Below are 15,520 nucleotides of genomic sequence, written 5' to 3'. Positions count from 1 at the left end.
TTATTCTCTCCCTGACACAGATTCCGGGCTTACAAGCCGTTCAATAATGGCACTAGTAAACTCTGATGTGGATGCATTGCCACCTAAATCTTTTGTTTTTACACCTTCTGAAACAGCTCTGAATAATCCATTTTCAATAACCCGTGCTATCTCTGGTAATTCAGGATCATTGTGCTGGACACCTAACCAATCAAGGAACATAACCGTGGACAGCATGATCCCGGTTGGATTTGCAATATTTTTCCCGGCAATATCCGGTGCAGAACCATGTGCAGCTTGTGCCATCGCTTGTGTATAATTACTATTGATTGATGGCGCTAAACCTAAACTTCCTACTAATTCGCCGGCTAAATCTGATAAAATATCACCAAACATATTTTCCGTCACAATTACATCAAAGTCCTTGGCACGTCTGACAAGATGTGCAGCCATTGCATCGATATGATAATCATCCACATCTACATCAGGATATTGCTGACCTACCTCACGGCAAACATCGAGGAATAACCCACTGCCAAGCTTGATGACATTAGCTTTATGGACAATAGTTACTTTCTTGCGACGTTGTTGTGCCATTTTAAAAGCTGCATGTGCAATCCTCTCAGTCGCTTTTCTGGTAAAAACTCCTGATGAAATAACTACATCTGGTGTTACCTTCCATTCCCCGACTCCAACGTACATATTTCGGTCACTATAAAAACCTTCCGTATTTTCCCGGTAAATGACTAAATCCGCCTCACCTACAACACTGCGGATTCCTTCAATCGTTCTTGCAGGTCTGACATTTGCATATAGGTCAAAATAAATGCGAAGTTCACCACTTGGATTACGATTTTTCTTATGTTCTGCAGGATAGGCTGCTGAATCATGTGGTCCCATGATCCATCCGTGTGTCTCCTTAAGTGCATCTTTTGTGAATTGCGGCATAGGGTTATTGTATTTTTCAATACCCTCCCACCCCATTGGGAGCTCAATGTATTCAAATTGAGTGTTAGCTGTTAATTCAGAAGCTGCTTTAAGCACCTCCACCGTTGCCTTCGTAATTTCTGGACCAATTCCATCCCCGTAAAGAACACCAATTTTATAAGTTGCCATGAATAAACCATCCTCCTTCGGATTATTTGTAGTTAAGAATGTTAGTTAAAAATCCTGCAGCCCTTTTTGCTTCTTCATATCGATCCTTCTCATACCCCACCTCCAGTGAAAGATATGCATCATAATGCAGCGATTTCAAGGTATCGATAACCGGTATAAAATCAAATTCCCCTTCTCCTGGAGACCTGCGATCACTGTCCGCCAAATGAATGTGCGATAGCTTATCTTTTGCCTTTGTTAATGATGAAATGGGATTATCCTCAAAGGACATATGAAAAATATCCACCATAAGATACAAATTAGGTATGCCAATCATTTCAATAAAGTCTATCGCCTGTAAGGCAGTATTTAAATTATTTATATTTTTTATATTTTGAGGCTCTATCATAATATTAATCCCGCATTTATCAGCGTATTCACATACATCCAACAAACACTCCCTCATCCATTTCCATGAATGATGTGCTTGTTTTTCGTCGATATCTCCACGCATCTTACCGATATTTATGGGAGCACCAAATAATGAGGAAAAATTTATGATATCCTTTACTCTATTTACTGCTGCTCTTCTAATATCAGGGTCACGGTCTGTAAACGTTATAGCATCATCAATCACAACGGGTCCTGTACCAATGGCTGCTACATCTAATCCAAACCGATTCACAGCTTTTTCAAAGGCTGATAGATTCATAGAATTCGGATCCCGTACAAATGGCTCGATTGCCTGATAACCACATTCCTTAAGTACGGGAAATATACGATCGGGATTCCCTCTTGCTCCTAAAACTGGAGCAATCGTGTCGTCAGTTCCATAGACATAAGCTAGTTTCATTCCAAGCCTCCTTCCACTGCTTCATTACTAATCTAAGTAATTCATTTTCTTTCTCGTTTTATATCTTGACTCCTCTAAAAAACTCCTCCTGACATGTGCAGGTATTTCACTCAACTCAATTCCTGCCGATTTGGCCATTATGATCATTCGGCATGCCATTTCCAATGTTTCAAGCCTCATTAACGCATCATTTAATGTGTCATCAAACACTGTAGCTCCATGATTGCGCATAATGACAATATTCGCATTAGAAGATTGTTTTGATACAGCTTCCGCTAATTCTGGTGTGCCGGGATGAAAATAATCAACATATGCCACATACTCGAGATAATACATGGTTTCAATGAACAAATTGGAGAGAATGGGTTCTTTACTGCAAGCAATCAAAGTAGTATAAAAGGGCGAAGAATGCAATATAGCTCCGATGTCACTTCTTCGTTTATAAATTTCCGAATGCATGGGTGTTTCTTTCGATGGTTTCTTAAAACCTCTATTTTCACCTGAGTGAATATCATACTCGACAAAATCCTCTGGTGAGAGATTTCCCATAAACGTTCCGGAAGCTGTAATCAACATATTTTCTGTATCAAGCCTCATACTAATATTCCCGGAAGTTCCCCATGCCAGATGATTGCTTAACATATATCTCCCTGCTTCTATTAACGGTTGGGCTTTATCCATATCTACATCCCCCAGACTAGTATTATCTGTATTAAGAATGTATAACAGAAGTAACCTGAAATAAAATACGATTTTAGAATGCTATTCCATAGCTTTCATTTATGGATAATGAAGGACAATGGATCATGAATTTCTTATCTTTAATTCTGGATATTTATGCTAAACTGGAAAAGAATTTAATTTTGGAAAGATTCTGTATTGTTTATAATCATAAAGAAAAAAAAGGGGTGGGGGCAACAATGGATGAGCGCGACTGGAAAATACTTGAGGTGTTATATGAGCAGAAAAATATTACAAAATCAGCTGAAATCTTATTTATATCCCAACCAGCATTAACTAAAAGAGTTATGCAAATTGAAGAACACTTTGGGGTTAAAATCGTTGATCGAGGGATTAGGGGGGTCCAGTTTACCCCACAAGGAGAATACCTGGCTCAACGTGCTGCTGAAGTGCTGACCTTATACAGAGAAATTAAAGAAGATGTATCGAATATGAACGATGAGATTGTCGGGACCCTGCGCATAGGAGTCACCCAATTCTTTGGAAAGTATAAACTTCCAGGGATTATTCAGCGGTTTTCAGAACTATATCCAAAAGTTTCCTTTCATGTGGAAACAGGGGTAAGTAAAGAAATCTTTAATTTAACCTATAATAATCATGTTCATGTTGGGTTTGTCCGGGGAGATTATAGTTGGCCCGATCAAAAATTCTTATTATTTCAAGAAAATATCGTTATAGCCAGCAAGTCGGCAATTGATATAGATGACCTTCCAAATCTTCCAAGAATCGATTTTGAAACGGATCACCTCTTTAAAGCATTGATGGATAATTGGTGGAACAATCATTTCTCAAAACCGCCAAATATTTTAATGAAGGTAGATCGTGGTGATACCTGCCGTGAGATGGTGACAAGAGGCATCGGGTATGCAATTATGCCTAATTTGTTTCTTCAGGATTTGCCGTATATCAACCAGATTCCATTAAAAAATCGTGACGGCATTCCCCTTACCCGCCCTACTTGGGTTTTTTACCATGAAAATTCTTTAGTTCAAAATGTAGTAAAGGCATTCATTGATTTTATAAAAGAAACTTCGATATAAACATAAGTTATAGCGACTCATATGTAATTCATATTTTCCAAAAAATATTTTGAACTTTATACTACTCTTAACTACAAAGTTAGGGGTGGATAGTTCATGGGTCTTCCATCAAAATATGTCCCTAAAGTAAGTTCGACTTTAGAGATAAATGGAAAAGTCTATCAGTATTATAATCTTAAAAACTTAAAAAATATGGGATTCTCTCAAATTTCAAAACTCCCATTTTGTATTAAAGTTTTGTTAGAGGCCGCCTTACGTGAATATAATGGAGTTTCTGTAACAGATGAGCATATAGAAAAGCTGGCAACTTGGGACGGTAAAAGTAATCAGGAGATACCATTTAAACCAGCCCGGATTTTGCTTCATGATACAACTGGATTACCAGCAATTGTAGATTTAGCAGCGATGCGGGAGACGGTTGCCCGTCTTGGAGGAGATCCGTCCATTGTTAACCCGACCATACCGGTTGATCTTGTTGTCGATCATTCAGTAATGGTCGATTACTTCGGTTCCCGAGAGGCTTTAGAAGTAAATGAGCGGCTTGAATTCGAAAGAAATGATGAGCGCTATCGTTTTTTTCATTGGGCCCAGAAAGCTTTTCAAAATGTAAATATCGTACCTCCTTCTACTGGAATCATGCACCAGATTAATATGGAGTTTCTCTCATCCGTCGTCAGGGAAAAGGAAATGGATGGAGTAAGTCTGTTGTATCCAGATTCTCTTGTAGGGACAGACTCTCATACTACTATGATTAATGGAATGGGAATCGTTGCTTGGGGTGTGGGTGGAATTGAAGCAGAAGCTGCAATGCTGGACCAACCTCTCTATTTTGTCACACCTAAGGTGGTTGGTCTCCGTTTAACTGGAGCACTTCCCGAAGGTTCGACTGCTACCGATTTAGCTTTGACCATTACGAATCTTCTCAGAATTAAGGGTGTAGTAGGCAAATTTGTAGAGTTTTTCGGCCCTGGGGTAGCGAACATGAGTGTTGCGGATCGTGCGACAATCTCTAATATGGCTCCTGAATATGGAGCTACCATGGGATATTTCCCGGTAGACCATGAAACACTAAAATACTTAAAGTCCATTGGTAAAAGTGAAGCTCAGATTCAATTAATCGAATCCTATTATCAGGCACAAGGAATGTTTATGTATCCTGAAACCACCGCTTCTGATTATCCTGAGATCATCGAGTTGGACTTATCTACAGTGGTTCCCTGCCTTGCTGGCCCTAAAAGACCACAGGATCGCGTCGAATTAACCATGATGAAACAGACCTTTCAAAAATCACTTAACGATTCCGTTGAACAAGGTGGATATGGTGTCACTATAGAAAAGCGACAAAGGGAAGTACAAGTCGATGTGCCGCCTGGTGAAAAAGCAGCGATTACACACGGTTCAGTTGTTTTGGCTGCGATTACAAGTTGTACAAACACTTCAAATCCAACAGTTCTTATTACTGCGGGATTACTAGCAAAGAAAGCCATTGAAAAGGGATTACAAAAAAAACCTTATGTTAAGAGTTCGTTAGCACCTGGTTCAAGGGTTGTTACTGATTATCTGTCACAATCAGGATTATTGGACTATATGGAGAAGCTAGGCTTTTATATTGCGGGTTACGGCTGCACTACATGTATTGGCAATTCCGGTCCTTTACCCGATGAAATTAGTGAGGCCATTGTGAACCATGATCTTGTCGCGGCTTCAGTACTTTCAGGAAATCGCAATTTTGAAGGGCGAATTCACCCACTGATTAAAGCCAACTATTTAGCTTCCCCGCCGCTGGTAATTGCATATGCCTTGGCTGGAACTGTTAATATTGATTTTCACAACGAACCGCTTGGTTTTAACAGTGCTTACGAACCAGTATTCTTAAAAGATATTTGGCCTTCTTCTGACGAAGTTTATGAGTATATAAACAAATGGATTCAACCTGAATTATTTCGTAAAAGGTACGAGGCAGTATACGATGCCAATAAGAGATGGAACGAAATTCAAACACATGATAGTGAGCTATATGAATGGGATCCACAATCGACTTATATTCAAGAACCACCGTTTTTAAAGAAAGTCTTTTCCTATCCTAATGGAATTGGGGAAGTACGTTCTGCACGGGTATTGGCATTATTGGGTGATTCCGTTACGACAGACCATGCTTCCCCATCTGGAGCCATTAAACCGGAAAGTCCGGCAGGATCATATTTACTTAACCATGGTGTTTCGAGAAAGGATTTTAACTCCTATCCGTCAAGGCGGGGTAACCATCAAGTGATGGTCCGAGGCGCATTTGCAAATGTACGGATTCGAAATAAACTTGTTCCCGGGCATGAGGGAGGCGTTACGACATATTTTCCTACTGGTGAAGTAATGTCCATATATGATGCAGCCATGAAATACCAAGAAAATGATACAAATTTGATCATTCTTGCGGGAAAGGAATATGGGACTGGCAGCTCCCGCGACTGGGCTGCAAAGGGGCCCAACCTTCTTGGAGTTAAAATGATTCTCGCGGAAAGTTTTGAGAGGATTCATCGAAGTAATTTAGTTGGGATGGGAATACTTCCTTTACAATTTGCCGAAGGTACGAATATTGAATCCCTTGGAATTACAGGAAGGGAAACCTTCGAAACACAAGGTCTAAAGGATCAAATACAACCCGGTCAAATGATAACGATGATAGCAACACGCGATGACGGAAGTCAATTTACTTTTGATGTGATTGTTCGTTTAGATAGTGTAGTGGATATAGAATACTATAGTAATGGGGGAATTATGCAAACTGTCGTACAAAAATTGCTTGCTGATTCTGCTGTAAAATAATTCAAGTAACAACCCCAAACTTGGCCTCTCTTTAGATTGCCAAGTTTGGGGTTGTTATTGATCAAAGTGCAGAAAAAATTAGTTTAATTTCCTGATCGGCTGTCCATTCAAATAGGCTTGAATATTTTCTATAGCCTCACTATAATAAGTCCGATAATTATTCTCTGACACATAACCTAGATGCGGTAAGGCGAGAATACTATCAAGCTTACGCATTACATGGTTCTCTGGCAACGGTTCTTGTTCATACACATCCAGTCCAGCACCGGCAATCCACTTATTTTCCAGAGCAGTAATAAGCGCATTTTGATCGACAATATCCGCTCGTGAAGTGTTAATTAAATAGGCAGTAGATTTCATCCATTGTAACTCTCTTACTCCGATAAGATGCCGGGTTCGTTCACTAAGGACCAAATGAATGGATATAAAATCATTTTGATTTAGTAACTCTTCAAGGGATCGAGCAAGAGATACTTCTTCCTTTCTGGCTTTTTCTTCCGTAAGATTTTGACTCCAAGCTGCCACTTCCATTCCAAACGCCTTTCCGACACGCGCCATCCTACTTCCGATTTTCCCTAACCCAATAAGACCCAGGCGCTTTCCATATAAATCCACGCCAACTGTACTTTGCCAAGGGCCATTTAAACGAAGCGATTGATTTTCCTTAACCACATGACGGGATAATCCTAAGATTAATGCCCAGGTTAATTCAAGGGGAGGTTCAGAGCTGCTTCCTGTCCCGCATACGATTATGCCTTGATTACTTGCGGCTGCTAAATCAATAGAAGCATTTCTCATACCTGAGGTGATAAGCAGTTTTAATTTAGGCAGTTGGGATAGAACTGAAGCCCCAAATGGTGTTCTTTCGCGCATTATGACGATCACGTCATAATCGGATACGGCATTTATCAATTCCGATTCATTTTTAAGATTCTCGTGAAACGCCTTAAATTCTATATGATCCTTGATAGTTGACCAATCTGCAATTTTTAAAGCAACGTTTTGATAATCATCCAGAATGGCACATTTAAGTTTCATTTTCGCTAACATCTCCTATCATCAATTTATAAAAAAGAAAAGGGAACATTAAAAACGTTCCCATTACTACCTCATTATCATCCTTCATCATTTATGACAACATCTTTCCCTTTTAGCTTCATTAAAATCGGAATCGTAACCCATAAGAATGCAATAATTAAAAAAATCACGGATAGAGGTTCTCTAAAAAAAACTGAATAATCGCTATTCGATATGGTTAATGCTCTTCGGAAATTATTTTCAATCATTGGCCATAGTACTAATCCTAATACTAATGGAGCGATCGGATAATCGTTTTTAGTCAAATAATAGCCAGCTACACCACAAATTATAAGAAGCATAAGATCAAAAGTAGTTACTTGTACGGCATACACCCCAAAGACAGAGATTGCTAATATTATTGGGATTAAGTATTTAGGTGGTGTTGAGATAATTTTGGCAAATATCTTTACCAAGGGTAAATTCAGGATTAATAGCATCAAGTTACCTATAAACATACTTGCAATGAGGCCCCAAGCAACATTTGGATGTTCTTCAAATAACATTGGCCCCGGGTTTACGTTATACATGACGAGAGCACCCATTAATACTGCTGTAGTCCCTGATCCTGGTATTCCCATTGTTAATAAAGGGATCATCGCCCCGCCAGCAGCAGCATTATTGGCTGATTCTGGTGCTGCAACACCTTCAATCGCACCATTTCCAAAATTAGCTTTATTCTTACTTATTTTCTTTTCAACAAGATACGACATAAATGATGCAAGTGTTGCCCCTGCCCCTGGCAAGATACCAATAAAAAAGCCTAAGAGTGATCCTCGTCCAATTGGAGCGGCACTATCCTTCAGTTCTTTTTTTGTTGGTAATAGTTTTTTAATTTTTGCTAATTCTCCCGAATGAATTTCGTTGTGAAGAATGGTTTTAAACACCTCTCCTAACGCAAACAAACCGACAGCAACAGTCAAGAATTCCAGACCGGAATAAAGCTGAGGAAAACCGAAGGTGAACCGGGCAGTTCCAGAAACAACATCCATTCCGATGGAAGCTAAGAGTAATCCCAAAACAGTCATCATTAATGCTTTTGTAACCGATTTTCCTGATAAACCACTAACTGCGCAAAGTCCTAATACCATTAAGGAGAAATAGTCAGCTGGTCCAAAATCTAACGCCACACTGGATAAAGGTTTAGCCAGAAATACCAAACCAATTAATGAGACAATCCCTGCTACAAATGAACCTATTGCCGATATAGCTAACGCCGCTCCTGCTCTCCCCTGCTTTGCCATTTGATAACCATCTAAAGTGGTTGTAACCGAGGAGGATTCACCGGGTGTATTTAAGAGAATTGAAGTGGTAGAACCCCCATACATGGCACCATAATACACACCAGCTAATAAAATAAGAGAACTTGTAGCCGCATCTGCAGGACTTAATCCGCCTGTCAACGTTGCTGTAACAGGAATAAGCAGTGCCACTCCACTGATTGGCCCAATACCGGGAAGAACTCCGACAGCCGTTCCAATTAATACTCCAACAAAAGCAAAAATGATATTTCTCCAGGTAAAAGCTACCGCAAATCCATCAATTAAATATTGTAATACGTCCACTGTGGCATCCTCCTTTTATATACCCAGCCACTCAGGAAAACCAGGCAATGTTCCTTTCATTACATCAACATAGACAAAATAAATAAGAAATGAAATAACTGCAGAAAAAATGAACGAGTACAAGATTTTCCCCTTTTCCATCACTTGAAACGCAATAAGCAGGAATAAAAATGTGCTGATAAGATATCCAAGGGATTCGAGTAATAAGCAATATAAAACGGAAGCACCCACTAGAATCCAAAAACGCTTATACTGTAACTTTTCCTTCTTTTCGTTACTATCTTTCACCCGGAAAGTTTGATAAAAATTCATGAAGGATAATATGGCTAAAACGATTGCCATGATCATTGGCAGCAAACCTGGTCCAATCGTACTCCCAAAAGACCCCTTCAACATCTTGGTGCTTTCAAATATAAAAGTCGAACAAACTGCGACTAAAACTAAACTTAAACTTCGGTCAAACGTTTTGTTCAATAATAGCTCCCCCTATAACAATGAGTGAGAAGGAGGAACATCTCTTCTCACTCATTTATAAAATGTAATGACATTTAATAAAGACATTCTGGAACAAGTCCAGAAAACACCCTTACTCTTTAGCTAAGCCAAGTTTTTTATATAATTTCAGATAAGACTCTTCTTCAGCTTCCATGGATGCAATCCAATCCTCAGAATTCATGTAGCCATCTTGAATTCCCAGTGCTTCTAGTTCAGACTTCCATTCATCGCTTTCAGCAATGGTTTTTAATGTTTCTTCCCAGAATGCTTTCGCTTCAGCTGACATATCCTTAGGACCATAAACACCACGCCAGTTTTCTGTTACTACGTCAAAACCTTGTTCTTTGTATGTTGGAATGTTATTAAATTCCCCTTCTACTTTTTCATTAGAACTGATTCCTAATACTCTTACATCTCCAGATTTCAAATATTCAGCAACACTGGATAAGTCAGAGGTAAGGACATCCGCATTTCCTCCAAGCAGCGCAGTAACGGCTTCTGAACCGCCATCGTACGCTGTATACTTCACCTTAGTACCATCAATTCCATACGATTCAGCAACGAGAATGGCATTTAAGTAATCCCATGTTCCTGGTGCTCCACCACCAGAAATGGTTAATGAGGACGGATCTTCTTTCATTGCATCCATAAGAGATTTTAGATCTTTAAATTTTGAATCGGCTTTAACCGCAAGGACACCATAGTCTACCTGCAAACGGGCCAGAGGTGTTACATCACGAAAGGAAACCGTCGCTGTTCCTTCACCCTTAATGAAGTTCAGAACGAATGGAGTGGAAGCTAGCATAAGTTTATTGTCATTTCCTACTTCCTGTGTTGCAAATTCAGTCGTACCTAAAACTTGTCCACCGCCTGGTTTATTCTCCACATTAATCGGCTGATCCACCAAGTCTTTTTCATTTGAAAGTTTGGCTACGATTCTGGCAGCCGTATCAATTCCGCCTCCAGCCCCCGATGGAGCCATAATCGTGATCGCCTTTTCAGGTTTGTATTCTTTTTTTTCCTTTTCAGAATTATCACCTGAAGTTTTGTCAGTTTCTGAACAGGCCGCCAAACTAATAGTCAGAAGACCTGTCATCATGCCCATTAACCATTTCTTTTTAATCAACTGAACCCCTCCAAAATTTTCTATATTTGTTACCGCTTTCATAATTAACTTTAAAATAGAAATCTTTTAAAATAAAATAAACTCTTTTTATCTACAACCATAACTTTTTATTATGTAATTATTTGTATATTTTCAATCTACTGAATATTGCGATTTTTTGTTTGATTGCGGATTGATATATTACGAACCTCATTTGATTCCTTTTTGTTATATCCATACATTCCTATTTACTATTATAGAAAGTCCAAATTTTTTTGTAACATGAGATTACATTCAATTCTACTAATATATTAAAGAGGAGGGTAATAATGAGTAAGATAGTTTCAGAATTTCAAGATATTCCAACCACATGCATTTCTGACACCATGCAAGGACTAAATAATATGGATCCATTCATTAAACCTTTAAAAGAGGAATATAGAATGGCAGGTCGCGCCTTTACTGTTAAAATGCCTGTTGGTGATAATCAATGCGTTTTACGTGCCATTCGCGAGGCTAAACCTGGAGATATTATTGTTGTGGATGCCAAAGGAGATACCTATCGAACCATCGCAGGGGATTTCATCATTGGGCTTGCACAAACATTAGGCATTGCTGGGATAGTGACCGATGGGGTTATTCGTGACATCCTTGGTGTAAAAAAGCTCAATTTTCCAGTCTTCTGCAAAGGTACAACTGTTGCATCAAGTGCCAAGGGTGGCTGGGGAGAAGTAAACGTGCCAATTTCTTGCGGTGGAACCTCAGTAAGTCCTGGAGACATCATTGTAGCGGATGCTGATGGTGTGGTAGTGGTTCCGAAAGCGATTGAGGAAGAAGTATTAAGGAAAGCAAAAGATAAACTTGTTCAAGATCAAGTACGGGATGAGAAAGTTTCCGGTAAACCTGATGAAGTTATCCGTTATTTAGATAGTATGTTGAAATAAATAGATTAACAAAAAGAAGGGAAAACAAGTTATTCAATTTTCCCTTTTCTATTTATTTTGTAAGAAATGAGAAATATATATATTATTATGACCAATAGAATTGGAGTGAACATTGTGTCAGATGACCAATTAAAATCAAAGGTTCAGGATCAGTTTGGCAAAAATGCCGAGAAATATGTTAAAAGTGCGATACATGCAAAAGGTACGGACCTGAATGCTATGATAGAATGGCTTACACCTTCAGATAATTGGGTTGTAATAGATATCGCTACAGGTGGTGGACATGTAAGCAAAACACTTTCCCCGTTTGTCGATCATGTCTACGCTACTGACCTTACTCCTCAAATGCTTACAACAGCCCGAAAACATCTTGCCCCTGGTTGCAAAAACGTTTCCTATATCATTGCTGATGCAGAAACCTTGCCATTTTTGGAGAATACATTCGATGCAGCTGTCTGCCGTATTGCCGCCCACCATTTTCCAAATCCCCAAAAATTCGTGGCCGAAATTTCTAGGGTACTAAAACCGAAGGGCAAGTTTTTGTTAATTGATAATATAGCCCCTGAAGAGGCTGAATTAGACCTCTTTATGAATACAACTGAAAAACTCAGAGATGACAGTCATGGACGATGTTTTACAATAAAAGAGTGGTCCAGCTGGTTTGAGCAGAATGATCTCGTGATAACAAAGTCTGAAAAACGAAGGAAAACATTTGATTTTCCGGTTTGGGTAAAGCGTACAACAAGTTCTGAGGATCAAGTCCAGTCGGTAGTGAAACACATTCTTAATGCCAATCAAATTACTTTAGATTATTTTTCAGTGAACGCCCAAAATGGAGAAATTACATCATTTCAGATTGATGAATGGATGGTATTGACAGAAAAGTCTTCTAATCCTAAATAACTAAAATCCCAGGAAGCATAAACTTGTCGTTTGTTTCGCACCATTCGGGCACCACCTAATAAAAATGAACGGGTGCCTGGTACTATCCCCATTATAGAAAAAGCCCTCTAACTACGTGGGAATGATACACTCCTACTTGGAGGGGAGTTTTTTTTGGCTAAAATGGGGATGAAATTTCAATCTTATATGGAACAATTTGAGCGTATAAGATTGAAAGATATGGGATGGTAGCTGCATGTCTCTTTCAAAGAGTTAGGATTTTGCGTAGCCCAACTAAATTAAAAACATGTATTTCATATACCTCCGCTGTATTGCATGCATTTCCAGATAATAAAAGATTAATGGAGTTTTTGATGAACTCTCTCTAGAAGTGGCCAACTAAATATGGATGATTAATTTAATTATCTTTTCAAGCTAGTTAATTTCAAGTAATCTATAGCAGCTTCTGGGCTAAGATGGGCTATCTACTTAAAAGGCACAATCAATGATTCATTTGGAAAAGCATTGAAATGTTATATCCTTGACGTTCCCCTTCTTCACAAAGACTCTGAATCACTTCTTGAGTAAGCGGGATTCCAGTCTCTAAACGCTTGATTGTATTTCTTTCCTCTGGTTCACCGGGAATGAGAATCTCGTCAAAACCCTGTGCCAATGGCTGATTCTTTGCCCTATTTACAAATGTGTCCATCCGATCTACAAACTCTTCCTTTGTGACAAAGAGGTCTGGCCGAATCGCGATAAATAGATGCCCCACGTTCTGTGGCTCAGAGTGATCAAAGTAAAGGCTCTTAACCTCCCCTCCAAAATTTGCACCAGTAAGAACTCCTGCGAGTAAGTCCATTAACATTGCAAGTGCGGCGCCCTTTGCTGCACCAAAGGGCAGGCAAACTCCTTCAAATGCTTTTTTCGCATCTGTTGTCGGCGCACCATCTGAATCTAATGCCAAGCCAAGAGGAATAGATTCACCATGAGTAGCTGCAAGTCGAATTTTTCCACGTGCAATCACAGTCATCGCCATGTCTAAAACGTAAGGGACTTCTTTTCCTCCAGGAACACCCGCAGCGAATGGACTGGCTCCAAGAAAAGTGCTTCGCCCCCCCCAAACTGGAATTGCAGGTGATGAGTTGGTATAAGCTAGTGAGATGTAGCCTGCGTCAATTGCCTGTTTTACATAAAGGGCAGCCATACCATAATGTGTACTGCGTCGAACTCCAACCAGACCAATTCCGCAGTCTTTCGCCAATTTTATCGCCTCATCCATTGCCTTATGACCTGCAAGAAAGCCCATACCATCATCACCATCAACTAAAGAAACAGCCGGTGTTACTTTCTGAACCGTAATGTTTGGTTGCGGGTTAACCACTTTACGTCTAATACGTTCAAGATACATCGGGATACGCGATACACCATGAGAATCCAGTCCTCTTAGATTAGCTGCAACTAGATCACGTGCCACTATCGCTGCCTCTTGACTCCGTAAACCGCCTCCTTCAAACAGTCGTGTCGCAATATCAGTTAAATCCTTATAATGAATAAAAGCTTCAATCTTGCTCATAGTTCCTTTCCCCCAGTCCTATTTTCGTTTTTTCACATGAACTCCAAGGCGAAAATCTAAATCAAAATCATTTTTCTAATTCAGGACTATACTTTTTTCCAAACAATCAGTTAATTGCTTAATCGATCTAAACAAATCGTAAACCACCCGTGATTATAAATAAAATATGAATAAGCCATAGCTGACCATACAAAATTTGATAACTACTAATTGAAATATGACCATCTTTGTTTCCGTAACGTGATTTAATATCTGCAAAATTAACGCTAGACGCCTCTACCTTAATTAATAACTGGACGGGTTCGGCTATTGTTTTTTAAACCTGGGTATACTTCAGGGCCTCACATTCGAAACCAGTGTTTGCATGCATGGTTAAAGCCCTCCCTCCTTTTTCATCAAACGAATCCCCCCTTACGTAACAGTATTAATAATTCTCTTACTGTTTCTTAAGAGGGGAATCTCAAGCTATTATTTATATTAGAATATAAAATCAAATTCATTTTTTTAAAAAGCTTTTCCTCTAAAAATAATTTCTTACAGAGAAAGGCTTTTTCAAAGTCTTAAATAGCTGTCCATCCACCATCTACACGGATTGTTTCCCCTGTGATAAAATTAGCCATATCAGACGCCAAAAATATTACCGCTCCAGTTACATCACCCGGTTTAGCCAATGTTCCCAATGGGATACGGCTTATAACATCCTTATAAAAGACTTGATCCTCGAACATCGTTTTTGTAAAATCTGTCTCAATAAAAGTCGGTGCAACCGCATTCACCTTAATATGGTGTTCAGCCAATTCAATTGCCAATGCCTTTGTCAACTGTACTGCCCCGCCCTTACTTGAGCAATAGGCGGCACGTTTAATGTAGCCGACAAAAGCCATCTGTGAAACGATATTGATGATCTTACCTTGAATACGTTGTTCAATCATATGTTTACTTGCCCGTTGTGAACAGAAAAAGGTTCCCTTTAAGTTTGTATCCAACACACGATCCCAATCCTCTTCCGTCACTTCCAACACTGATTTAGGAATGTTAATACCAGCATTATTAATCAGTACATCGATCCGGCCCAAACGAGAAAACGCAGAGTCTATCATGTTGTATATTTCATTAACATTTTGTATATCAGCTGTTAGATAGAAACAGTCGGGATTAAACTTCCTTAGTTCTTCCGTCGTTTTACTGAGATCCTCTTCATTCCTGCCCGTAATGACAACATCTGATCCGAGTCTGGAAAAAGCCAGGGCAATATCTCTGCCAATCCCTTTGCTTCCACCAACTACGAGAACTTTCTTTTCTTTTAGTTCAGTAAAATAATTCAAGCCCTTTCCTCCTTCTTATCCCA

At 39.3% G+C, this 15,520-nt stretch carries 13 protein-coding genes; 4 read left to right on the top strand and 9 right to left on the bottom strand.

Annotated features, from left to right (window positions below; genetic code table 11):
* Genes V1500_RS06330 through V1500_RS06320 form a run of 3 tightly spaced genes read right to left on the bottom strand, consistent with a single transcriptional unit; the run spans position 1 to position 2,608 of the window.
* The gene (locus tag V1500_RS06330; protein ID WP_409304735.1) at positions 1-1,095 is read right to left on the bottom strand and encodes an isocitrate/isopropylmalate dehydrogenase family protein; all 1,095 of its coding nucleotides are present in this window, start codon (positions 1,093-1,095) and stop codon (positions 1-3) included.
* Positions 1,096-1,117: 22 nt separating this feature from the next.
* Complete coding sequence (locus V1500_RS06325) at positions 1,118-1,927, bottom strand: sugar phosphate isomerase/epimerase family protein (protein ID WP_409304734.1); 810 nt, start codon at positions 1,925-1,927, stop codon at positions 1,118-1,120.
* 27 nt (positions 1,928-1,954) lie between these two features.
* The gene (locus V1500_RS06320; RefSeq protein ID WP_409304733.1) at positions 1,955-2,608 is read right to left on the bottom strand and encodes a class II aldolase/adducin family protein; all 654 of its coding nucleotides are present in this window, start codon (positions 2,606-2,608) and stop codon (positions 1,955-1,957) included.
* A 239-nt stretch (positions 2,609-2,847) separates the two neighbouring features.
* Here V1500_RS06320 and V1500_RS06315 point away from each other — a divergent pair, with 239 nt between their 5' ends.
* Positions 2,848-3,708: a LysR family transcriptional regulator gene (locus V1500_RS06315; protein ID WP_409305931.1), complete on the top strand. Its 861-nt coding sequence runs from the start codon at positions 2,848-2,850 to the stop codon at positions 3,706-3,708.
* A gap of 96 nt (positions 3,709-3,804) precedes the next feature.
* Positions 3,805-6,528 carry an aconitate hydratase AcnA gene (gene acnA / locus V1500_RS06310; protein WP_409304732.1) on the top strand — a complete coding sequence of 908 codons (2,724 nt, stop codon included), beginning with the start codon at positions 3,805-3,807 and terminating at the stop codon, positions 6,526-6,528.
* A 78-nt stretch (positions 6,529-6,606) separates the two neighbouring features.
* Here acnA and V1500_RS06305 read toward each other — a convergent pair whose 3' ends face one another.
* The 4 genes from V1500_RS06305 to V1500_RS06290 all read right to left on the bottom strand — a co-directional run bounded on the left by V1500_RS06305 (position 6,607) and on the right by V1500_RS06290 (position 10,791).
* Positions 6,607-7,566, bottom strand: a complete 960-nt coding sequence (locus tag V1500_RS06305) for a D-2-hydroxyacid dehydrogenase family protein (protein ID WP_409304731.1) — start codon at positions 7,564-7,566, stop codon at positions 6,607-6,609.
* Between the two features lie 77 nt (positions 7,567-7,643).
* Complete coding sequence (locus V1500_RS06300) at positions 7,644-9,170, bottom strand: tripartite tricarboxylate transporter permease (RefSeq protein WP_409304730.1); 1,527 nt, start codon at positions 9,168-9,170, stop codon at positions 7,644-7,646.
* Between the two features lie 15 nt (positions 9,171-9,185).
* Positions 9,186-9,644 (bottom strand): tripartite tricarboxylate transporter TctB family protein, encoded by a 459-nt coding sequence (locus V1500_RS06295; protein WP_409304729.1) that lies wholly within the window; start codon positions 9,642-9,644, stop codon positions 9,186-9,188.
* A 112-nt stretch (positions 9,645-9,756) separates the two neighbouring features.
* The gene (locus V1500_RS06290) at positions 9,757-10,791 is read right to left on the bottom strand and encodes a tripartite tricarboxylate transporter substrate binding protein (RefSeq protein ID WP_409304728.1); all 1,035 of its coding nucleotides are present in this window, start codon (positions 10,789-10,791) and stop codon (positions 9,757-9,759) included.
* 308 nt (positions 10,792-11,099) lie between these two features.
* Between V1500_RS06290 and V1500_RS06285 the strand changes: the two genes are divergently transcribed.
* Both V1500_RS06285 and V1500_RS06280 read left to right on the top strand, forming a co-directional pair.
* A complete protein-coding gene (locus tag V1500_RS06285; RefSeq protein ID WP_409304727.1) occupies positions 11,100-11,714 on the top strand; it encodes an RraA family protein in 615 nt (204 codons plus the stop codon).
* Between the two features lie 114 nt (positions 11,715-11,828).
* Positions 11,829-12,617 (top strand): class I SAM-dependent methyltransferase, encoded by a 789-nt coding sequence (locus V1500_RS06280; protein WP_409304726.1) that lies wholly within the window; start codon positions 11,829-11,831, stop codon positions 12,615-12,617.
* Between the two features lie 481 nt (positions 12,618-13,098).
* On the opposite strand, the gene V1500_RS06275 is transcribed toward V1500_RS06280, so the two are convergent.
* Positions 13,099-14,172, bottom strand: coding sequence for an Ldh family oxidoreductase (locus V1500_RS06275; protein WP_409304725.1), 1,074 nt, complete (start codon positions 14,170-14,172; stop codon positions 13,099-13,101).
* A 560-nt stretch (positions 14,173-14,732) separates the two neighbouring features.
* Positions 14,733-15,497, bottom strand: a complete 765-nt coding sequence (locus V1500_RS06270; RefSeq protein WP_409304724.1) for an SDR family NAD(P)-dependent oxidoreductase — start codon at positions 15,495-15,497, stop codon at positions 14,733-14,735.
* Positions 15,498-15,520 lie beyond the last annotated feature (23 nt).

The organism is Peribacillus sedimenti, from assembly GCF_046237635.1.
Taxonomy (GTDB): domain Bacteria; phylum Bacillota; class Bacilli; order Bacillales; family DSM-1321; genus Peribacillus; species Peribacillus sedimenti.
Note: the sequence above shows the minus strand (reverse complement) of the source record. Positions and strands in the feature narration are given on the sequence as shown.

Coding starts and splice junctions, on each gene's coding strand:
- V1500_RS06330 (WP_409304735.1), bottom strand. CDS start 1,095: ATGGCAACTTATAAAATTGGTGTTCTTTACGGGGATGGAATTGGTCCA.
- V1500_RS06325 (WP_409304734.1), bottom strand. CDS start 1,927: ATGAAACTAGCTTATGTCTATGGAACTGACGACACGATTGCTCCAGTT.
- V1500_RS06320 (WP_409304733.1), bottom strand. CDS start 2,608: ATGGATAAAGCCCAACCGTTAATAGAAGCAGGGAGATATATGTTAAGC.
- V1500_RS06315 (WP_409305931.1), top strand. CDS start 2,848: ATGGATGAGCGCGACTGGAAAATACTTGAGGTGTTATATGAGCAGAAA.
- acnA (WP_409304732.1), top strand. CDS start 3,805: ATGGGTCTTCCATCAAAATATGTCCCTAAAGTAAGTTCGACTTTAGAG.
- V1500_RS06305 (WP_409304731.1), bottom strand. CDS start 7,566: ATGAAACTTAAATGTGCCATTCTGGATGATTATCAAAACGTTGCTTTA.
- V1500_RS06285 (WP_409304727.1), top strand. CDS start 11,100: ATGAGTAAGATAGTTTCAGAATTTCAAGATATTCCAACCACATGCATT.
- V1500_RS06275 (WP_409304725.1), bottom strand. CDS start 14,172: ATGAGCAAGATTGAAGCTTTTATTCATTATAAGGATTTAACTGATATT.